Source organism: Streptomyces sp. NPDC046887 (assembly GCF_040644755.1).
Classification (GTDB): Bacteria; Actinomycetota; Actinomycetes; order Streptomycetales; family Streptomycetaceae; genus Streptomyces; species Streptomyces lichenis.
On the sequence record NZ_JBEYXH010000001.1, the window covers coordinates 435499 to 456404 of the forward strand.

At 73.3% G+C, this 20906-nt stretch carries 14 protein-coding genes and 1 tRNA gene; 6 read left to right on the plus strand and 9 right to left on the minus strand.

All coding sequences use genetic code 11. The annotated features are described in order from the left end of the window. Positions 1 to 157: 157 nt before the first annotated feature. The 4 genes from ABZ945_RS01960 to ABZ945_RS01975 all read right to left on the minus strand — a co-directional run bounded on the left by ABZ945_RS01960 (position 158) and on the right by ABZ945_RS01975 (position 3768). Positions 158 to 1135, minus strand: coding sequence for a ribose-phosphate diphosphokinase (locus ABZ945_RS01960; protein ID WP_248635956.1), 978 nt, complete (start codon positions 1133 to 1135; stop codon positions 158 to 160). Between the two features lie 120 nt (positions 1136 to 1255). Further along, positions 1256 to 2719: a bifunctional UDP-N-acetylglucosamine diphosphorylase/glucosamine-1-phosphate N-acetyltransferase GlmU gene (glmU, locus tag ABZ945_RS01965; RefSeq protein ID WP_361262333.1), complete on the minus strand. Its 1464-nt coding sequence runs from the start codon at positions 2717 to 2719 to the stop codon at positions 1256 to 1258. 117 nt (positions 2720 to 2836) lie between these two features. Beyond that, a tRNA-Gln gene (locus ABZ945_RS01970) sits at positions 2837 to 2913 on the minus strand. Between the two features lie 24 nt (positions 2914 to 2937). Next, positions 2938 to 3768, minus strand: coding sequence for a hypothetical protein (locus tag ABZ945_RS01975; RefSeq protein WP_361262336.1), 831 nt, complete (start codon positions 3766 to 3768; stop codon positions 2938 to 2940). 153 nt (positions 3769 to 3921) lie between these two features. Between ABZ945_RS01975 and ABZ945_RS01980 the strand changes: the two genes are divergently transcribed. Next, complete coding sequence (locus ABZ945_RS01980) at positions 3922 to 5304, plus strand: histidine kinase (protein ID WP_361262339.1); 1383 nt, start codon at positions 3922 to 3924, stop codon at positions 5302 to 5304. Here the strand turns inward: ABZ945_RS01980 and ABZ945_RS01985 are convergent. Both ABZ945_RS01985 and ABZ945_RS01990 read right to left on the minus strand, forming a co-directional pair. Beyond that, the gene (locus ABZ945_RS01985) at positions 5291 to 5821 is read right to left on the minus strand and encodes an SUKH-3 domain-containing protein (protein WP_361262342.1); all 531 of its coding nucleotides are present in this window, start codon (positions 5819 to 5821) and stop codon (positions 5291 to 5293) included. The genes ABZ945_RS01980 and ABZ945_RS01985 overlap by 14 nt on opposite strands. 10 nt (positions 5822 to 5831) lie before the next feature. After that, entirely contained in the window at positions 5832 to 6359 is a 528-nt protein-coding gene (locus ABZ945_RS01990; protein ID WP_361262345.1) for a YwqJ-related putative deaminase, read from the minus strand. Between the two features lie 245 nt (positions 6360 to 6604). Here ABZ945_RS01990 and ABZ945_RS01995 point away from each other — a divergent pair, with 245 nt between their 5' ends. From ABZ945_RS01995 to ABZ945_RS02005, 3 genes are all read left to right on the plus strand, one after another. Continuing rightward, positions 6605 to 7639, plus strand: a complete 1035-nt coding sequence (locus ABZ945_RS01995) for an SMI1/KNR4 family protein (protein WP_361262348.1) — start codon at positions 6605 to 6607, stop codon at positions 7637 to 7639. 7 nt (positions 7640 to 7646) lie between these two features. Beyond that, the gene (locus ABZ945_RS02000; protein ID WP_361262351.1) at positions 7647 to 10475 is read left to right on the plus strand and encodes an SUKH-4 family immunity protein; all 2829 of its coding nucleotides are present in this window, start codon (positions 7647 to 7649) and stop codon (positions 10473 to 10475) included. Positions 10476 to 10591: 116 nt separating this feature from the next. Further along, positions 10592 to 11476, plus strand: a complete 885-nt coding sequence (locus ABZ945_RS02005; protein WP_361262353.1) for a cellulose-binding protein — start codon at positions 10592 to 10594, stop codon at positions 11474 to 11476. A 127-nt stretch (positions 11477 to 11603) separates the two neighbouring features. On the opposite strand, the gene ABZ945_RS02010 is transcribed toward ABZ945_RS02005, so the two are convergent. After that, entirely contained in the window at positions 11604 to 12839 is a 1236-nt protein-coding gene (locus ABZ945_RS02010; RefSeq protein ID WP_361262356.1) for a hypothetical protein, read from the minus strand. 100 nt (positions 12840 to 12939) lie between these two features. Beyond that, positions 12940 to 14514, minus strand: a complete 1575-nt coding sequence (locus tag ABZ945_RS02015; protein WP_361262912.1) for an MFS transporter — start codon at positions 14512 to 14514, stop codon at positions 12940 to 12942. Positions 14515 to 14896: 382 nt separating this feature from the next. Between ABZ945_RS02015 and ABZ945_RS02020 the strand changes: the two genes are divergently transcribed. Together ABZ945_RS02020 and ABZ945_RS02025 are read left to right on the plus strand one after the other, a co-directional pair. Further along, entirely contained in the window at positions 14897 to 15685 is a 789-nt protein-coding gene (locus ABZ945_RS02020) for an ABC transporter ATP-binding protein (protein ID WP_361262359.1), read from the plus strand. Beyond that, complete coding sequence (locus ABZ945_RS02025; RefSeq protein WP_361262362.1) at positions 15682 to 18261, plus strand: FtsX-like permease family protein; 2580 nt, start codon at positions 15682 to 15684, stop codon at positions 18259 to 18261. The genes ABZ945_RS02020 and ABZ945_RS02025 overlap by 4 nt, the downstream gene beginning before the upstream one ends. A 148-nt stretch (positions 18262 to 18409) precedes the next feature. Here the strand turns inward: ABZ945_RS02025 and ABZ945_RS02030 are convergent, their stop codons facing one another. Further along, a complete protein-coding gene (locus ABZ945_RS02030) occupies positions 18410 to 20761 on the minus strand; it encodes a hypothetical protein (RefSeq protein WP_361262365.1) in 2352 nt (783 codons plus the stop codon). Positions 20762 to 20906: the final 145 nt, after the last annotated feature.

Consider the following 20906-nt stretch of genomic DNA (forward strand, 5'->3'; position numbering starts at 1 on the left):
CTTGGCCTGCTACGAAGAGCGCGTCGATAACGGACCGCCGACCCGCGTACCGCGGACGGCCTCCCTCGCCGAGCAACCCCACCAGTCTAACGGAACGCGAGGGGCCGCCCCGACCACCGGCCGGGACGGCCCCTCACCTGCGAAAATCGCTAGACGATCAGCGCTGCTCCTCGAAGAGGCTCGTCACCGAACCGTCCTCGAACACCTCGCGCACCGCACGCGCGATCGTCGGCGCGATCGACAGCACGGTGATCTTGTCCAGCTCCAGCTCACCCGGCGTCGGCAGGGTGTCCGTCAGCACGAACTCGCTCACCTTGGAGTTCTTCAGGCGGTCCGCCGCCGGACCCGACAGGATGCCGTGCGTGGCCGTCACGATGACGTCCTCCGCACCGTGCGCGAACAGCGCCTCGGCCGCCGCGCAGATGGTGCCACCGGTGTCGATCATGTCGTCCACCAGGACGCAGACCCGGCCCTCGACCTCACCGACCACCTCGTGCACCGTCACCTGGTTGGCGACGTCCTTGTCCCGCCGCTTGTGCACGATCGCCAGCGGCGCGTCCAGCCGGTCGCACCAGCGGTCCGCGACCCGCACCCGGCCCGCGTCCGGCGAGACCACCGTCAGCTTGGACCGGTCCACCTTGGCGCCCACGTAGTCCGCCAGCACCGGCAGCGCGGACAGGTGGTCCACCGGGCCGTCGAAGAAGCCCTGGATCTGGTCGGTGTGCAGATCCACCGTGAGGATCCGGTCCGCACCCGAGCACTTCAGCAGATCCGCCACCAGACGGGCCGAGATCGGCTCACGGCCCCGGTGCTTCTTGTCCTGCCGGGCGTAGCCGTACGAGGGGATGATCACGGTGATGCTCCGGGCCGAGGCCCGCTTCAGAGCATCGATCATGATCAGCTGCTCCATGATCCACTTGTTGATGGGGGCCGTGTGGCTCTGCATCAGGAAGCAGTCGGCGCCGCGCGCCGACTCCTGGAACCGGACGTAGATCTCACCATTGGCGAAATCGAACGCCTTCGTCGGCACCAGACCGACCCCCAACTGGTGCGCGACCTGCTCGGCCAGCTCGGGGTGGGCGCGGCCGGAGAAGAGCATCAGCTTCTTCTCGCCGGTCGTCTTGATCCCGGTCACAGCACTGTCTCCTCAGACGTGTTCCCTGGCCGCGAACCACCGACGAGAGACCGCCGCGCTAGCCAGCCGAAATTGTGTGCATGTATCACGGTACGCCGAGATGAGCGCGGCCGTTTCCGGTCACCCCTCATCCGAAGCCCGCTCCTCGCCCCGCTCCGAAGCCTCCGCGGCCGCCTGCGCCGCCGCGCTCCCGGGCCGCTTGCGCGCCACCCAGCCCTCGATATTCCGCTGCTGGCCCCGCGCCACCGCCAGCGAACCCGGCGGAACATCCTTGGTGATCACCGAGCCCGCCGCGGTGTAAGCACCGTCCCCCACCGTGACGGGCGCCACAAACATGTTGTCCGAACCCGTCTTGCAGTGTGAGCCGATCGTCGTGTGGTGCTTCGCCTCACCGTCGTAGTTCACGAACACACTCGCCGCACCGATGTTCGTGAACTCACCGATCGTCGCGTCCCCCACATACGACAGATGCGGAACCTTCGTCCCCTCGCCGATCGACGCGTTCTTCATCTCCACATACGTCCCGGCCTTCGCCTTCGCGCCGAGCCGCGTCCCCGGCCGCAGATACGCGTACGGACCCACCGACGCCGACTCGCCCACCTCCGCGCCGTCCGCCACCGTGTTGTCCACCCGCGCACCCCGGCCCACCCGGGTGTCCCGCAGCCGCGAGTTCGGACCCACCTCGGCGTCCTCCGCCAGATGCGTCGACCCCAGCAACTGCGTCCCCGGATGCACCACCACGTCCCGCTCGAACGTCACCGTCACATCCACCAGCACCGACGACGGATCCACCACCGTCACCCCCGCCGCCATCGCCGCCTCCAGCAACCGCCGGTTCAGCAGCCCACGCGCCTCGGCCAACTGCACCCGGTTGTTGATCCCCGCCACCTCGCGGTGATCACCCGCCACCGACGCACCCACCCGGTGCCCCGCCTCACGCAGGATCCCGAGCACATCCGTCAGATACTCCTCACCCTGGCTGTTGTCCGTCCGCACCTTCCCCAGCGCGTCCGCCAGCAGCCGGCCGTCGAACGCGAACACACCCGAGTTGATCTCCCGGATCGCCCGCTGCGCCTCCGAGGCGTCCTTGTGCTCCACGATCGCCGTCACCGCGTCCGAACCGGCGTCCCGCACGATCCGCCCGTACCCCGTCGCGTCCGGCACCTCCGCGCTCAGCACCGTCACCGCGTTGCCGTCCGTGCCATGCGTCTCCACCAGCGCCGCCAGCGTCCCGCCCGACAGCAGCGGAGTGTCCCCGCACACCACCACCACGGTCCCGCCCAGCGCCTGAGCGCCCAGCTCCTCCAGCGCCATCCGCACCGCGTGCCCGGTGCCGTTCTGCTCGTACTGCACCGCGGTGCGCGTCCCGGGGTAGAACTCCTCCAGATGCCCCGCGACCTGCTCCCGGGCGTGCCCCACCACGACGCACAACTGCGCCGGGTCCAGCTCGCGCGCGGCGGAGACGACGTGCCCCACCAGGGAACGTCCGCAGATCTCGTGCAGGACCTTGGGGGTCTTCGACTTCATGCGGGTGCCCTCACCCGCTGCGAGGACGACGACGGCGGCCGGGCGTGTGGCGCTCACGGGATTGCCCTTCGGCTTTCGGGGTGTGGACAACCGCAGGATACCGGGGGGTTAACGGACCGAAACGGGGGCGGGCCCCGACGGTCGCGCTGTGCGACGGTCGGGGCCCGCGTGAGGCTCCCGGGGCAGGAGTCGAACCTGCGTCTTACCTGGATTCAAAGTCCAGTCGCCCCTACCGACAGAGCAACCCGGGAACGGCCCGGGTCAGCCTACGCGGTTCAGCCTTGTGCGGCCACTGTGATGCCTTGCCACCACCCTTCGATGCGGCGGTAGAGCTCGACGCATTGGACTACCCCGATCACGAGGCAGCCGCGGTAGTTGTCGTTGACGTTCTTGCGCACCGTCTTCGGATTGTGCTTCTTGATCGTTGTCTTGCCGAGGCGCGAGCGATCGACGCCCACCAGTTCGGCCCACCACTGTTCGGCCGCTGCCACATCGGCCGATTCGTGGATCATCACGCGGTAGCGCAAGCGCTCGGGTTCCACTTTGAGGAGCTTCAGCCAGGCCAGGTAGGTCTGGATCATGCTCGGGTCGCTGTTGACGAAGAGCACGTTCTCCCGACGGGCGTACGTCTTGTCCTTGGAACCCTCTGCCCAATAGAGCCCTACACCGATCAAGAACAGCTCGCGGTCGGAGAGCGTTCCGATCTCGCCGCAGGCGGCCGCCTTCGTCTCCTGCCGCTCGGCATCCCGCACGGCCAATTCATGCTCCCAGCGGAGGCGGCCCGCGAGGCGCGCCTGCTCGGACGGGTTCCGCCGCTCCGGCTTCGGCAAATCTCGCACCCACAGCGAGATCGAGCTCTTCGAGCAGCCCAGCTCCAGCTGGATCTGGTCGTAGGTCATGCCCTGGGTCCGCAGCTCGCGCGCCCTGGCGCGCAGCTCGTCTTTGGCGTTGGGGCGCCGGGTCCAGTCGGGTGGGGGTTCACCCTGGACCAGGAGGTTGAGCAGGTCGTTGTTGTGGATGCCGAGGCGGTCGCGGATCTGGCGGCGGCTGAGGCCTTCGCGGCGTAAGGCGACGGCTTGGTCGCGGAGGGTGTCGTAGTCGGTCATGGAGGCAGTGTGGTCCGCCATGTGGCTGTACGGGTCGAATGCCCGGGCGATTCACTTGTTCGAGGGATGGGCCGGTCTTGTTCGTCTTTAGGGCAGTCCGGGCTGACATGGGCCCTCCCGAAATCGGCTGGTGCCCACTCGTAGGCTGGAGGCATGACCGCAACGGGGGCAGAGCAGGGAGCCGTGGGCCGGACCGCCCGCGGTTGGTGGTGGTGGGAGCGGCGCCGGGGGGCGGTGCTGGATGGGGTGCTGGCGCTGCTGTCGGCGCTGGAGTGCGCGGCGGAGGGGGTGGAGTTCTCCCGGAGCGCGGGGGTGCCGACGGCGCTGGGGGTGGGGTTCGGGTTCGTCGTGGGGTGGGTGCTGCTGCTGCGGCGGCGGTGGCCGATCGCGGTGGTGCTGGTGTCGATCGCGATCACCCCGGCGGAGATGGGCTTCCTGATGGGCGTGGTGGGGTTGTACACGCTGGCCGCTTCGGAGGTGCCGCGGCGGATCACGGCGTTGCTGGCGGCGATGTCGCTGGTGGCGCTGGGGGTGGTGACGTTCGTGCGGATGCGCGCGGATGTGGCGTCGGCGCCGGAGTTCGATCCGGGGCCCTGGTATGTGCCGGTGACGGCGGTGGTGCTGGCGGTGGGGATGACCGCGCCGCCGGTGCTGCTGGGGTTGTACATAGGGGCGCGGCGCCGGTTGATGGAGAGCCTGCGGGAGCGGGCGGACAGTCTGGAGCAGGAGCTGTCGCTGCTGGCGGACCGTGCGGAGCAGCGGGCGCAGATGGCGCGTACGGAGGAGCGGACGCGGATCGCGCGGGAGATGCACGACGTGGTGGCGCATCGGGTGAGTCTGATGGTGGTGCACGCGGCGGCCTTGCAGGCGGTGGCGTTGAAGGATCCGCAGAAGGCGGTGCGGAACGCGGCCCTGGTGGGGGATATGGGCCGGCAGGCGCTGACGGAGTTGCGGGAGATGCTGGGGGTGTTGCGGACGGAGCCGGGTGGTGTCCGGGGCGGCTCGGAGGGGGTGCCGTTGGCGGCGGTGGGGCGGGCCGCGGCGGCGGCGGTGTCGGCGGCGGTGGAGGGGGAGGGGGAGGAGAGGAAGCCTGCCGATGGCGGCGGTCCGCTGGACGAGGGGCCGGGGCTGGAGGAGCTGGACGGGTTGGTGGAGCAGTCGCGGCAGGCCGGGATGGTGGTGGAGCTGCTGGTGGTGGGGGAGGCGCGGGCGTATGGCGCGGCGGTGGAGCGTACGGCGTACCGGGTGGTGCAGGAGGGGCTGACCAACGTCCACAAGCACGCGGCGGGGGCGAAGGTGGTGGTGCGCCTCGCGCACCGGGAGGGGGAGGTGGCGTTGCAGGTGGAGAACGGTCCTTCGGACGGTGCGGTGGCGGACGCCGGGTTGCCGAGTGGGGGGAACGGCCTGGTGGGGATGCGGGAGCGGGTGTCGGCGCTGGGCGGGGTGTTCGTGTCGGGGCCGACGGACGCCGGGGGGTTCCGGTTGTCGGCGGTGTTGCCGGAGGGAATCGCCGGGGAGGGCCTCAGGGGGAGGTGAGGCGGGCGGGTTGGGCGCCGGTGAGGAGGGCGGCGAGGGCGCGGTCGAGGGTGGGGCCGAGATACCAGTCGCCGCTGTGGTCGAGGCTGTAGACCCGGCCGTGGGCGTCGATGGTGAGGAGGGCGTGGTGGTCCCCTTCGATGCCGAGGGGGGCGATGTCGGTGTCGAGGGCGCGGCCGAGGTCGGCGAGGCTGCGGGCGTGGTGCAGGCCGGTGAGGGGGTCGAGGTGCACGGGGGTGGGGGCGATCTGGCGGCCGGGTCCGGTGGCCTGGAGGTGGAGGCCGCCGAATTCGGCCCAGGCTTCGACGGCGGCGGGGAAGACGGTGTGGTGGTGGCCGCCGGGTGAGGTGTGGGCGCGGAGGGTGTCGGCCCAGTGTTCGGCCTGGCGCATGTCCCAGCGGCCGGGGTGCCAGCCGGCCTGGGTGAGGGCGGTGTCCACATGGGCGGGGAAGCGGGTGGTGTCGTGGACGGTGCGGGGCGGGCCGGGGTGGTGGCCGGGGGTGGTGGCGTCGGGCATGGCGGTGCGGTCAGCCGTTCTCGGGGGTGGTGGGGTCGATGGGGCGTACGCCGAAGTGGGCGAGGAGGGCGGCGCAGGAGCGGCAGGGGGCGGCGTAGCTGCCGTGCAGGGGGTCGTCGGCTTCTCGTATCCGCCGGGTGGTGATCTTGGCGTGTTTGAGGGAGCGCCGGGCTTCGCCCTGGCTGAGGGGTTTGCGCTGGGCGCGTTTGGAGCGGCTGTTGTCGGTGGTGGTGAGGTGGCGGGAGATGAGGATGACTTCGGGGCAGCGGCCGGTGAAGCGTTCGCGTTGGCCGCTGCCGAGGGCGTCCAGGAAGTCCTGGACGAGGGGGTGGAGGGCGGGCGGCCGGTTGCCGCGGGCGGCGGTGGCGGTGAGGGTGGTGCCGCGTACGGAGAGTGCTGCTCCGATGGTGGGGAGGATGCCGTCGCGGCGGCGGCGGAGGACGGGCGCGCGCTCGGGGGCGGTCGTGCTCCAGCTGAGGCGCGGGTCTCCGGCGGCGGGTGCGCCGGTCGGTGTTGTGGCTGGTTGTGCCGTGTGCATGGTCTGGTGTCGTCCCCTCTGCAATCCCCCGAGTTGCGGGGAACAGCCTGCCAAACAGGGGTGTGGTGGGGGAAGCGGGGGCGGTGTTTCGGGTGGGTGGTGTGTCGGAATGGTGGCTGACGGGTCACCCGTCCGTGACGGTTGGTCACCGGGGCGGTGGGCTGGTCTGCTGTGTCGGAGCACGGCTTAGGCTGTGCGGACACCAGCCGTGTCAGTAGCCGTGTCAGCAGCAGGGGGCAACCGCCATGACGACAGGTGGGCTCGGGCAGCGTTCCGTGTCGGCCGCTCCGGACGCCCCGGTCGTGCCGCCGAACGCGGCGTACGCCGGGCAGGTCGTGTCCTTTCCGGACCCGGTGCGGGCCTCCCGGTATCCGGGCGGGGTACGGATGGGCGAGTCCGGCTTTCCGGACTTCTCGCCGTATGCCCGGGCGGCGGTGGAGATCGCGGAGCCGCCGGAGGGCTTCGGCGTGGACGAGCTGCGGTTGACGGACTACGTCTCGGCGAACGCGGCGCTGGCGCTGGCGGGGCACGAGCTGTGGGAGACGGTGTCGCCGGTGGCGACGCCGCACGGCTGGACCTGGCACCACGTGGCGGGTTCGCGGCGGCTTGAGCTGGTCCCGGTGGAGGTGAAGGCGCTGCTGCGGCACCACGGAGGGGTGGCGACGGCGGCGGTGGACCAGGACAAGCGGGGCACCCGGCCGTTGCAGGAGGTGCGTCCGGCGCACTTCGGGCTGCCCCGGGCCGGGACGGCGGTGTCGGAGTCGCAGGTGCAGGGGGTCGAGGAGGATCTGGGCTACCGGCTCCCAGAGGCGTACCGCTCGTTCCTGAAGGCGGCGGGCGGGTGCGCTCCGGTGGGGGCGGCGCTCGATCCGGAGCTGGGGATCCTGGTGGACCAGCCGTTCTTCACGGTGCGGGACGAGGCGGCGGTGAACGACCTGGTCTATGTGAACAAGTGCCTGCGCGACCATCTGACCAAGGACTTCCTGGGGGTGGCGTTCGTCCAGGGCGGGCTGCTGGCGGTGAAGGTGCGGGGCGGCGCGGACGCGGGCTCGGTGTGGTTCTGCCCGTTCGACGACGCCCGGGACCGGGACGGCTGGTCGGTGACGGAGCGGGTGGAGCGGCTGCTGCTGCCGTGCGGCTCGGATTTCGACGCGTTCCTGGAGCGGTTGGCGGGTGAGCCGCCGGAGCTGGAGACGGTGGCGCGGTTGATGGTGGACGGTGGTTTCGCCTCGGTGGTCCCGGTGTCGGGTGCGGCCGGTGCGGTCGAGGGTGAGGGGTGACGGGCCGATGGTGACGTACGCGCAGGCGCAGGAGCGCGCCGAGGAGTGGGTGAACGGCGAGGTTCCGGCGTACCAGCACCGCGAGGTGCGGGTGCGGGAATTCGGTCTCGGGTTCGTGGTGTGGGCGGAGGACCGCGAGGGCGGCCCGGTGTCGGGTGCGGGCCGTCAGCGGCTGGTGATCGCGCGGGACGGCGGTGAGGTGACGCTGTGGCCGGGGCTGCCGGTGGGTGAGGTGATCCGGCGGTACGAGGAGCAGTACGGCGCGCCGGCCGGTGCGGGTGTGCCGGAGCCGGCGGAGGCGCCGGAGCGGATCGACCTCAACCAGACGTCGTTCCTGCTGACGCCGCCGGAGTGGTTGCAGGACGCGGCGGACCGGATGGGGGTGCCGGACCGGCGCGGTACGGGGGGCACTGATGGTGCCGGCGGCGTGGGCGGTCCGGGGGCCGGGGAGGAGGCCTCGGCGCCGGCTGGCCCGGCGGGCGCCGCGGAGGCGGTGCGGCCGGTCGGCCCGGAGGATGCGGTCCCGGGTCCGGGTTCGGCTTCGGTTCCGGTGCCTTCGGACGCGGTGCCGGCTCCGGGTCCGGGTCCGGGGCCTTCCGATGAGGTCCCGGCTCCGGGTCGCTCCGACGCCGTCCCGGTCCCGGTGGACGCGGTGCCGGGGGCCGTCTCCTGGCCGGCGCCCGAGGCGGACCGGGACGCGGCCGGGCGTGAGGCGGCGCCCCCCGCGCCGGTCGAGGACGTCGTGGACGCGGTCCCGGCGGGTGAGGGCGGAGCCGGTACGGGGAGCAGCGGCACCCTGGCGCCCGTACCGCCCGCGTCCGCTTCTTCCGCCACCCCGACCCCCACTCCCGCTCCGTGGAGCGATGTGCACGCGCCCGGCGCCGAGGACGACGGGTCCGCGGGGCTGCCGGCGACGGTGTTCGCGCCGCCGCTGTCCGGGTCGGACGATGACGACACCCCGCCGCCCGCGGTGGGCGCGGACGCGCCGACGGCGCTGATGTCGGGCGGCAGCCAGCTTCCGCGTACCGCGGTGACACCGCTGCCGGTGGCGGGCGACGGCCCGGGCACCGGGGACATCGCCGACGCGGCCACCAGCAAGGCCACCCGGCCGCCGCGTCTTTCGCGCGGTACCGGGTCGACCACCCCGCCGCCGCCCGGGGAGCCGGGCGTTCCGGGGGCGCGTTCCGGCCAGACGAGTCAGACCGGCCAGACGCATTCGCCCAGCGGTTCGGGTCCCGGTGCGCCGGGTGCGCCGGCCGGTGGGTATGTGCCGACGCAGCTGGTCTCCCAGCTCGGCCCGGACGGACCGGTTCCGGCGGCTCCTCCCGGCTCGACCCCGCCGCCTCCTCCGGGGCCGCCCGGGCCGCCCGGGGCGACGCCGCCGCCGGGTGCCGATGTGCACTACGCCCAGACGATGCTGTCCCAGCCCGGGCCGGGGACGCTGGGCGGTCCGCCCGCGCCGTCCGGCGCCACGCTGCCGCCTCCGCCGGGCGCGCCCGCGCCGCCCGGGTCCACGCCGGGTGGTGGGGTGCACTACGCGCAGACGATGCTCTCCCAGCCCGGCCCGGTGGCCGGCCCCGGTGCGCCGGGTGCCCCGCAGCCGCCCGGTGCTCCCGGCGTCCCCGGTGCTCCCGGTGGGCCCGGTACGCCGCCGGGCGGGGTGCACCACGCCGCGACCATGCTGGCCCAGCCGGGCCCGGGCGGCCCCGCGGCCCCCGGCCCCGTACCGCCCCCGCAGGGCGCACCCGTTCCCGTACCGCCCCCGCACGCGGCCCCCGGTCCCGTACCGCCGCATGGCGCTCCGGGGCAGGCGCCGCCGCCCGGGGCACCGGGTGCGTACGGCTATCCGCAGCCGCCGGCCGGGCTGCCGACGGTGGGGCCCGGCTACCAGGCGGTGCTGCGCTACCGGGCGCACGACGGCTCCGAGGCGCAGCTGATCCGGCGTTCGGCGCCGGGGATGCCGCATCCGGAGTGGCAGATACTGCATGAGCTGCGGGCGATGAACGTGCCGCCGCAGGCGGTGCTGGAGCTGCACACCGAGCTGGAGTCCTGTGACCTGCCGGGTGGCTACTGCGCGCGGATGATCCGGGAGACCTGGCCGCAGGCGCGGATCACCTCGATCGCCCCGTACGGCCGTGACCATGCCAGCCGTCAGCAGGGCATGGGGCAGCTGATCGCGCACCAGGGCGAGTTGCACCAGGTGGCGGACGGGCCGGCGCGTCCGGCGCCGGTGCGGGCGCCGCTGCCCGCGGTGCAGCCGGTGCCGCCGGTGCCGCCGGAGGCGGTGGCGCAGGAGCTGGCCGGGGCGTTCGGGCCGGGGATCTGCCGGTTCGACCAGCGGGCGGTGTCCCGGCAGGGGGTTCCGGAGCTGGTGGCGCGCACCCTGGTGTGGGCGGGGCTGCCGGCGGACTTCGGACCGTTCTTCTGGGCGCAGCCGGCGCATCCGGTGGTGCCCACGCTGGCGGAGCTGGCGGCGCAGCGGCAGGTGCGGCCCGCGGCGGACGCCGGTTCGTATCTGGTGGTCGGTTCGGACTTCGGCCGGGCGATCTGTGTGCAGTACGGCACGGCGAACATCGTGGCGGTGCCGGTGGAGGCGGGTCCGGACGGGCGGCCGCAGGCGCCGCAGTTCGTGAACTCGGGGCTGCCGGAGCTGGTGCGCTGCCTGGCGTTGCTGGGGCGGATGTGGCGGCTGCGGTTCGGGTTGACGCCGGAGCAGGCGGGCCGGTGGACCGTCGACTTCCAGGCGCAGTTGGCGATGCTGGACCCGGCGGCGCTGGCCTCGCCGGAGAGCTGGTGGTCGGTGCTGCTGGAGCAGATGTGGGACGGGTTGCTGTGAGCCGGCGGTAGCGGCGGGAGTCCCGGGGCGGGGCGTTCGGCCGGATCCGGTCGGACGCCCTGCTTCGCGCTGCCGGGGGTGGGGCATTCTGGACGGGGGAAGGGAGCGCGGCGGGCATGACGGGTACAGGCAGCACGGCTGAGTTCGATCTGGTGTGGGGGCGCGGGTACCGGCCGGGGCAGGTGGACCGGGCGGTCGCCGAGCTCACCGAGGCCGGGCGCGCGGCGCGCCGGCGCGCGGAGGAACTGGACGCGGCGGTACGGGAGTCGGCCGAGCGGCTGGAGCGGCTGCGGGAGCACGCGGCCGGGCTGCCGCCGCAGCGGTACGAGGACTTGGGCGCGCGGGCCCAGCGGATCTGGGCGCTGGCCGAGGAGGAGGACGAGACGCTGCGGGCGGACGCCCTCGCCGAGGCGCGGCGGCTGGCCGAGGAGGCGGCGTCGGAGGCGGCCCGTACCGGTGAGGCGGCTCGCGCGGCGGCGGAGGCGGTCCGGGCGGACGCGGAGGCGTCGGCGGACAAGACGCTGGGCGCGGCCCGGGAGTCGGCGGAGGCGGAGCGCGCGGCGGCCCGGGAGGAGGCCGAGCGGGTACGTGCCGAGGGCGCGGCGGTGCTGCGCGCGGTGCGGGAGCGCGGGGAGCGACTCTTCGCCGAGCAGCGGCAGAAGCACGGCGAGCTGCGGGAGGCGGTCGAGCGGGAGGACGCGGCCGCTGAGGCGGCGCTGGTCGCGGACCACGACCGGCTGCTGGACGCGACCGGGGAGCGGCTGGGCGCGGCGGAGCGGGTACTGGCGGAGGCCGCCGAGCAGGCCCGGCACACCGACGAGGACGCCTCGGCGCGGGCACAGGAGCTGCTGGGGCAGGCCCGGCTCCGGGCGGAGCGCGTCGAGCGGGAGACGGAGCGGCTGCTGCGGGAGCACGAGGCGGCCGCGGAGGAGATGCGCGCCCATATGGCCCACGTACGCAGCAGCCTGGCGGCGCTGACGGGGCGGGGCACGGAGGAGTAGCGCGTTCCCTTGGGGGTCCGGGCGGGCCCGCCGCTGCGAGCCGGGTAGGAGCACTGTGGCCGCCTCCGGGCCGAGCGGCGGCTTCGCGTAGCTCCCCGTGGGCACCGGTGCCTGCTCCCCGATGGCGTCACCGCCCCGGAAGGTGTCCGGCCCCGGTGCTCTCCAGTGCCGCCAGCCGCGCTCGCACCGCGGCCGCCGCGCCCGGGCGGTGGCCGGGGACGTGTTCCCGTAGTGCGGCGAGCTGTCCGCCCAGGTCCAGGGCCCTGACCGGATCGGTCTGCTGCCACTGGTGATGGGCCCGGTCGACCGCGGCGACCACCTGCTGGTCGTCGGCCGGCCGACCGAGAGCGAGATGGGCGTCGGCCGCCGCCATCCACAGCTCGCAGCTGCGTCCCGCCTCGCCCGCCAGCCGGGCCAGATCGGCTCGCACCTCCAGCCAGTGCGTCGCCCTGGCCGAGCCGACGCCGTCGGTGCGCAGTACCTGGCCCTCGGCCAGCGCGGCCAGCGCCGCGGCTTCGGTATGCCGCCCCGCCTGTGCGGCCGCGAGAACTTCTGCCAGTACCGCTTCCGGCGGGCCGCCCTGCGCGGTGGACGGCCCCGCCGGTGCCCGGTGCGGCGGGGCCGCGCCGGGCGCGCGCTGCCGCTCACCGGTGACGAAGCGGTCGGGAGCGGGCTGCCGGCCGGCGGTGGCGAGGCGGTCGGGACCGTACGAGGGAGGCGATCCGTCCAGGATCAGGGCCCCTTCCCGGCCGCCCGCTTCGGCGACGGCCTGCTCGTGCAGCGCCTCCAGCGGGGTCGCGGGGCCGGTGCGCCACGCGGTGGCCAGGGCCATGAGGTAGTCGGGCCGTACCGTCCGGCGCCGGCCGGGTGGCGGGACCACCCGGCCGAACACGCGCGGTCCCGCTCCGAGTCCGCCGGTCCGCAACCGCTGCCAGGCGGCCGCGTCGGCGACCAGGTCGAGGACCATCGTCGTGGCGCCGGGCGGCCGGGCGGCCAGCGCGTCCGTCACCCAGTCCCAGGGCAGGGCGGTGTACCGCAGCGCGGCCGGCGTGCTGCGCGCCAGGGCCAGGTGCAGCCGCTGCTGCCGCTCGTCGAGATGCAGCTGCCCGGCGAGCACCACGGTCAGCCGTCCCGGGGCCGCGGCCGCGGTGCGTACGCGGGTCAGCACGGCCTGCGGGTCCACCGGATCGGCCAACTCCACCACCGACACCGCGCCGTCCGTCCCGGTCAGCCGGTCCGGTCCCACCGCGGCCAGTGGGCCCAGGACACCACCGGCGTCCATCAACCGCATCCGGCCCGCCGGTGACACCGCCACCATCAGCACCGTCCCGCCCACCGCCGGACCCTCCCCGATCTTCCCCATGCCCGCACCGTAACCCGGAGCGCCCGTCCAGTGGCCGGCCCGGCCCGCGAAGCCCTGGTATCCGCGTACCCTTCACCTCGCCGCCACCCGGGACACCGGCTCAAGGGGCCAAGTCCTCCGCGGACACGGCCGGTTCCGGTGGTGGGGCGGCGCGGTCCTCGGGGAGGACGGGGAAGCGGCGGGGCGCGAGGGTGAGCAGGACCAGGACGGCCAGGGCGCCGGCCGCGGCGGCGCCCAGGAAGACGTACTCCACGGCCGCGTCCACGGCCCGCGGGGTCAGCGCGGCCGCCGGGTCGTCCAGGCCGCCGCGCGCGGGGCCGGCCTCGGTGAGGTGGGAGCCGAGGACGGCGTTGGCGACGGCGCCGAAGAGCGCGGCGCCCAGGCTCTGCCCGACCTGGCGGCAGAACAGCACGGACGCGGTGGTGGTGCCGCGTTCGGACCAGGGGACGGTGGACTGGACGCCGACGATCAGAGGCAGTTGGAACAGCCCCAGGCAGCCGCCGAGCAGCAGCATGATCAGCGTGGGCTGCCAGGGCGCGCCGGGGTAGGGCAGCAGCGGGAAGGCCAGCAGCACGGCGGTGGAGCAGGTCATGCCGATGATGGCGGTGCGCCGGAAGCCGATCCGGGTGTAGACGCGGCTGGAGAGGGCGGCGCTGACCGGCCAGGTCAGGGTCATGGCGGAGAGCACGAAGCCGGCCGCGACGGGGCCGAGGCCCAGGACGGACTGGGCGTACGTCGGGAGGAACACGGTCGGCGCCACCATCAGCAGTCCGAGCGCGCCGAGGGCGAGGTTGACCGCGGCGATGGTGCGCCGCCGCCACACCCAGCCGGGGATGATCGGTTCGGCGGCGCGGCGTTCCACGGCGACGGTGACGGCGGCCGAGACCGCGGCGGCGCCGAGCAGGCCGAGGGAGGGCGCGGAGAGCCAGGGCCAGGCGGTGCCGCCCTGGACGAGCGCGGTCAGCAGCAGGGCGCCGGTGGCGAAGATGGCGAGCGCGCCGGGCCAGTCGACCCGGGCGCTCGCGCTCCGCGGCGGGCCGGGGGCGGCCCCCGGCCGCTGGGGCGTGGTGCGGGAGGGTTCGACCAGGTGGCGGGCGACCAGCCAGAGCGCGAGCAGTCCGACGGGCAGGTTGATCAGGAAGATCAGCCGCCAGTGCGCGTACCCGGCGAGCAGCCCGCCGAGCGCCGGGCCGGCGACGGCCGAGGCGGCCCAGACGCTGGAGAGCCGGGCCTGGATGCGCGGGCGTTCCCTGAGCGGGTAGAGATCGGCGGCGATGGTCTGCACGGTGCCCTGGAGGGCGCCGCCGCCGAGGCCCTGGACGATGCGGAACGCGATGAGCGAGGGCATGTCCCAGGCGGCGGCGCACAGCAGTGAGCCGGCCAGGAAGAGCACGATCCCGGCGATCAGCACGGGCTTGCGGCCGTGGGTGTCGGACAGCCTGCCGTAGACGGGCAGGGTGACGGTCACGGCGAGCAGATAGCCCGCGAACAGCCAGGAGAAGACGGAGAGTCCGCCGAGGTCGCCGACGATCTGCGGGACCGCGGTGGAGACGATGGTGGCGTCCAGGGCGGCGAGGGCCATGCCGAGCATCAGCGCGGCGACCAGCGGTCCGCGTCCGCCGGTGGTGGTGGTCGCGGGGGTGGCGGTCGCCTCCGCACCCCCGCCGGAAGGCACCCCTTTCGCGGCCCCCTTCGGCACCTTCTTCGCCACCGGAAGTCCTTTCCCTGTGCATGTAGTTGGCCGGCTCACCCTCTCACTCCTCCTCCCGGCGGAGAACCCCTAGGGGCGGGTCCCCGGTTCGGGCGGGGGTCGGTTCGTCCCGCCGGAGGAGGAGCGGGGGCGGGGGCTTCCTTAGGTTGTTCTTACGAAGCGGTTCTGGCGCCGGGCGGGGCCGGGGGTGGGGTTAACCCCCGGGAAAAGACTGCGCCAGGCACCAGGGCGCTCAGCTGCCCTGGCGCGAAACACTTCATACGGAGCCGCACGGCATCGGGCCGCGTCCGGCGAGACCGCACGGGCCCGGCTGTGACCGGCTGTGACCGACTTAAGGAGACATACCGTGACAACGGCTGTGACGAGCCCCACCTATGGGGGTACGGGAGGGCGGACGGCCGTTGCCGCCCGGGCGCGCCAGGTCGTCAAGGCGTACGGGACCGGGGAGACCCGGGTCGTGGCGCTGGACCACGTCGACGTGGACATCGCCCAGGGCGAGTTCACGGCCATCATGGGCCCGTCCGGCTCCGGCAAGTCGACGCTGATGCACTGCCTGGCCGGGCTGGACACGGTCACCGGCGGGCAGATCTTCCTGGCCGACACGGAGATCACCGGGCTGAAGGACAAGAAGCTGACCCAGCTGCGCCGGGACCGGGTGGGCTTCATCTTCCAGGCGTTCAGCCTGCTGCCCACGCTCAACGCACTGGAGAACATCACGCTGCCGATGGACATCGCCGGCCGACGGCCCGACGCGGGCTGGCTGGCGCGGGTGGTGGACACGGTGGGCCTGTCCGAGCGGCTGAAGCACCGGCCGGGCCAGCTCTCCGGCGGCCAGCAGCAGCGGGTCGCGGTGGCGCGGGCGCTGGCCGCCCGGCCGGAGATCATCTTCGGTGACGAGCCGACGGGGAATCTGGACTCCCGGGCGGGCGCGGAGGTCCTGGGCTTTCTGCGCCGCTCGGTGGACGAGCTGGGCCAGACCATCGTGATGGTCACCCATGACCCGGTGGCGGCGAGCTACGCGGACCGGGTGCTGTATCTGGCGGACGGCCGGATCGTGGACGAGATGACCCGCCCCACCGCCGAGGCCGTGCTCGACCGGATGAAGGACTTCGACGCCCGGGGACGGACGTCGTGAGCGTACTGAGAACCTCCCTGCGCAACGTCCTCGCCCACAAGGGGCGGATGGCGCTGTCGGCGGTGGCGGTGCTGCTGTCGGTGGCGTTCGTCAGCGGCACTCTGGTGTTCACCGACACCATGAACACCACCTTCGACAAGCTGTTCGCGCTGGACGCCTCCGATGTCACGGTGAGCCCCAAGGGCGCCGGGGACGAGGACGACGACTCGGGGCCGGCGACGGGGCGGCCCGAGGCGCTGCCCGCCGCCCTGGTCGAGCGGGTGGCGGCGGTGCCCGGAGTGGAGGCCGCGCGGGGCGAGGTCGCCTCGACCAGCGTCACCGTGGTCGACTCCCGCAACAAGAACATGGGCTCCACCACCGGTGCCCCCACCATCGCGGGCAACTGGACGCCCGGTGAGCTGCGTTCGATGGAGATCGCCTCCGGCCACGCGCCGCGCGGTCCCACCGAGGTGCTGGTGGACGCCGACACCGCGGAGAAGCACGGACTGAAGATCGGCGACGAGCTGCGCACCATCGCCGTCACCGGCGACTTCACCGCCCGGATATCCGGCACCGCGGCCTTCAAGGTGACCAACCCGGGCGCGGCCATCGTCTGGTTCGACACCGCCACCGCGCAGCAGCGGCTGCTGGGCGGCAAGGACCTGTTCACCCGGGTGGCGGTGGACGCCGCCGACGGGGTGGGCCAGGAGCGGCTGAAGAAGGACGTGACGGCCGCGCTCGGCGGGGACTACCAGGTGCGGACGCAGACCGAGGTCGCGGACGCCGGGCGGCAGGACGTCGCAGGCTTCCTGGACGTGATGAAGTACGCGATGCTCGGCTTCGCCGGGATCGCCCTGCTCGTCGGGGTGTTCCTCATTGTCAACACCTTCTCCATGCTGGTCGCCCAGCGCACCCGGGAGATCGGCCTGCTGCGGGCCATCGGCTCCAGCCGCTCCCAGGTCAACCGCTCGGTGCTGGTCGAGGCGGTGCTGCTCGGGGTGTTCGGCTCGGTCCTGGGCGTCGGCGCCGGAGTCGGCCTGGCCATCGGGCTGATGGAGCTGATGTCGGCCGTCGGCATGGAGCTGTCCACCAGCGATCTGACGATCCGCTGGACCACCCCGGTGGTCGGACTGGTCCTCGGGGTCGTCGTCACCGTCATCGCCGCCTACGCCCCGGCCCGCCGGGCGGGCAAGGTCTCCCCGATGGCCGCGCTGCGGGACGCCGGTACCCCGGCGGACCGCCGGGCCGGCCGGGTGCGCGGCGTCCTGGGGCTGCTGCTCACCGCCGGTGGCGCCGCCGCCTTGGTCGGAGCCGCGCGCTCCACCGAGGCGGCCGACGGATCGCTGCTCCTCGGCCTCGGGGTGGTGCTCACCCTGATCGGCTTCGTGGTGATCGGCCCGCTGCTGGCCGGCGGTGTGGTCCGGGTGCTGGGCGCCCTGGTGCTACGGGTCTTCGGCCCCGTCGGCCGCCTCGCCGAGCGCAACGCGCTGCGCAACCCGCGCCGCACCGGCGCCACCGGTGCCGCGCTGATGATCGGGCTCGCCCTGGTCGCGGGACTCGCGGTGGTCGGCTCCTCCATGGTGGCCTCGGCCACCGACGAGCTGGACCGCACGGTGGGCGCCGACTTCATCGTGATGAGCCCCACCGGCCAGCCGATCATGCCGCAGGCCGAACGGGCCATGAAGCAGAGCGACGGCCTGGACCATGTCACCGACTACCGCATCGTGGACGCCGTCGTCACCTCCCCCGACGGGAAGAAGGAGACCGAGGGCCTGGTCGCCGCCGACCCGACCTACGCCTCCGACCTGCGCCGGGAGACCGTCGCCGGTGAGCTGCCCGCCGCCTACGGCAAGGACGCCATGTCGGTCGGGGACGCGTACGCGAACCGGCACGGCGTGAAGCTCGGCGACACCCTGACCGTGGCGTTCAAGGGAGGCCAGACGGCCCGGCTGAAGGTCGCGGCCATCACCTCCGACGAGGACACCGTGGACCGGGGTGCCTGGTACACCGGCATCACCACCGCGGAGACGTACCTGCCCGCGGAGAAGATGCCGCAGAACGCGATCATGTTCGCCAAGGCCCGGGACGGCCAGGAGGCGGCCGCCTACAGCGCGCTGAAGAAGACCCTGGCGGCCTACCCGCAGTACGACGTCCGCGACCAGACCGACTACAAGAAGCAGTTGGAGGACCAGGTCGGCCAGTTGCTCAACATCGTCTACGGACTGCTGGCGCTGGCGATCATCGTCGCCGTCCTCGGCGTGGTGAACACCCTGGCCCTGTCGGTGGTGGAGCGCACCCGGGAGATAGGCCTGATGCGGGCCATCGGCCTCTCCCGCCGCCAGCTGCGCCGCATGATCCGTCTGGAGTCGGTGGTGATCGCCCTGTTCGGCGCGCTGCTCGGCCTCGGGCTCGGCATGGGCTGGGGCACCGCGGCGCAGAAGCTGCTGGCCCTGGAAGGGCTGAAGGTGCTGGAGATCCCCTGGCCGACGATCCTCGCGGTCTTCGTCGGCTCGGCGTTCGTCGGCCTGATAGCCGCCCTGGTCCCGGCCTTCCGGGCGGGCCGGATGAACGTGCTGAACGCGATAGCCAGCGAGTAGCACGCACGGCACCGCCCGGCGGCTGCCCGCCCGGCCCACCCCTGGTGGGCGGGCCGGACGGCTCGCCCTTCACGGGCCGGCCGGGCGGGACGGGGGCTCCACCTCTCACGGGGGTGGAGGTGGAGCCCCTCCGGCCTACTGGGGGTGGTCAGCGGGCGCCGGCGAGGGTGTAGGTGCGGCCGTCCGGGAGGGCGGTGATGGAGACCCCGGTGGCGGCCAGGGCCCTGCCGTAGGAGCCGCGTACCGAGCCGAAGCCGGTCCAGGAGCCGTCCCCGTGCCGCACGGTGTGCCAGACGTTGCCGTCCAGGCCGATGGCGACCAGCTGCGCGGAGCCGTCCGGCAGGGTGGCCAGCGAGACGTCCGTGGCGCGCATGGCGTCGTTCGGGGCCCACTGCGGGCTGCCCCACGGCTTGTTGACTCGCCGCACGTCCTGGACCATGTGGTAGACCTTCCCGTCCTGGCCGATCGCGGCGATCTGGACGGAGTGGTCCTTGGTCGCGGCGATGGCCAGTTCACGGCCCGCGAAGACCGGGGCGCCGCCCACACCGGGGATGGTCTGCCAGCCGGTCTGCTCCCACACCCCGTTCGCATACCGCTCGGTCATCCGCATGGCGCCGTCCTTGCCGTAGGCGAGCACCTTGATCGAGTTGTTCGGCAGCCCGGCGAGCGCCACGTCCTTGGCCTGGAACGGGCGGCCCTGGCCGTCCGAGACCGCGCCCCAGCCCTCCTGCCAGGTGCCGTCCGGCCGGCGCAGGGTGTGCATCAGATTGCCGTCCTTGTCGACGGCGGCGATGTGCAGGGTGCCGTTGGGGGTGCTGGTCAGGGCGAGCGGACCGGTCCGGAACCGGCGGTCGGCGTCGGCGCTGTTGAACCGCTGCCACCCCTGCCAGGAGCCGTCGGTGAAGCGGATGTTGTGGTACATCAGGTTGTCGGCGCCATAGGCGGCGAAGTGGAGCGAGCCGTCCGGCATCGCGGCCACCGCCCGCTCGCCCCCGCCGAACTCTGCCGAGGAGTACGCCCCCGGCAGCTCCGCCGTGGCGTTCCAGCCGCCGTCGGCCCGGCGCTCGGCGCCCACCAGGGTGTTCGGCGCCGTCGTCGGGGTGTTGTTGGAGATGATCGCGGCGCTCATGTCGTCGGAGAAGATGATCGACCCGTCGGCGCGCCTGCCGCCCATGCCGACGTAGTCGATCTGGACGATGTTGCTGTTGCGGGCGATGTCGGAGTGGCGCCAGCGGCCCTCCAGCTTCGCCAGCAGCCGGGTGTTGTGCTCCCGGGCCAGGTAGAGCATGTACGGCATGCCGTCCGGCTTGTAGTTCATGTTGTTGGCGAGCACGTCGTCCACGGCGTCCGGGATGGCGAGCGTGGAGTCGACGTTCCCGGAGAGCGTGAACAGCTTGTCCGGGTCACCGAAGTCGTTCAGCAGCACCTCCTCGTTCCGCTTGATCGCGGTGTTGCTGATCTTGTCGATCGCGGGGTGGGAGTTGAAGAAGTCCTTCAGGGCGTCGCGGATGAGCCCGCCCCAGTCCTTGTTCTCCACATAGCTGTCGCGGCTCTCCACCGTGTCGCTGCGCCATGCCCATGGGTGGTTGGTGCGGTTCTTGGTGTCGATGAGGACGACGTTGGCCTTCGCGGCCATGAACTGGTTGTACGTGGAGGTGGGGGAGAGCTTGTTCCGGTCGGCGATCCGGTCGGTGCCGATCGCCGCGCCGAGCAGGTTCACCGCCTCGGCCTCGTCCTCGGCGGCGGTGTTCCGGGCCTCGGAGGGGTCGGAGTCGGCCGGCACCGAGGTGCGCAGCTCGATCGTCACGATCTCCTCGGGGTGCTCGCGGAGCCACTCGGCGATCTCGTTGATCTCACCCGTGCGCCCGGTGGCCGGGTCGTCGAAGAACAGGCCGCCCAGCGGACCGCCGTGGTACGTGTACCACTTGCCGCCCTGCTTGCAGAGCCGCAGGTCCAGATAGCGCGAACCGTTGGCGAGCTGCTGCTTGATGGACGACATCTGGGTGATCGAGATGGCGGCCGCGACCGGCGGGAACTTCCGCGCCAGGTCCGCCTCGGACGCGGTGTCGCAGACCCCGGTCCGGTCGGTGATGCTCCAGGAGCCGGCGTCATGGCTGCCGGGCATCACGATCCGGTTCAGCGGCCGGTTCCCGATGACGCCGCTGATCTGCGACATCCACCGGGGCAGCACCAGGCTCTTCGGATCGATCGCGCTCCCGTCCCGCATCCCGGGCCAGGTCCGGGGGTTGGGGTTGGACGCGGAGGCCGTGCCGGTGGTGCCGACAGTGCCGGTGGTGCCCCCGGTGCCGGTGCCGGTGGACGCGGCCGCGACGGCCGCCGGGGCGGGCAGGCCGGCGACGGCCAGCGCGGCGGTCAGGGTCGCCGCCGCGAACAGTGGGGTGGCGGAGCGCCGGAGGGGGTGGGCAGGACGGGTCATCTGCGGGTGTCCGTTCTCGGAGTGGTGGCCGGCGGTGGCCGGCGGGGACCCACTCCAGGGCATGGACACCTCATTCCTGAAGGGATGGTGAAGGCGGCGTGTCGCTCGCCGCCGCCTTCGCCCGTTCCCCTACCGGTACTGGTCTTCCCAGCTCAGGCCCCCGCCGCCACCCGTACCTGCCGCTTCCCCGGCACCCGCCCGACCGCCC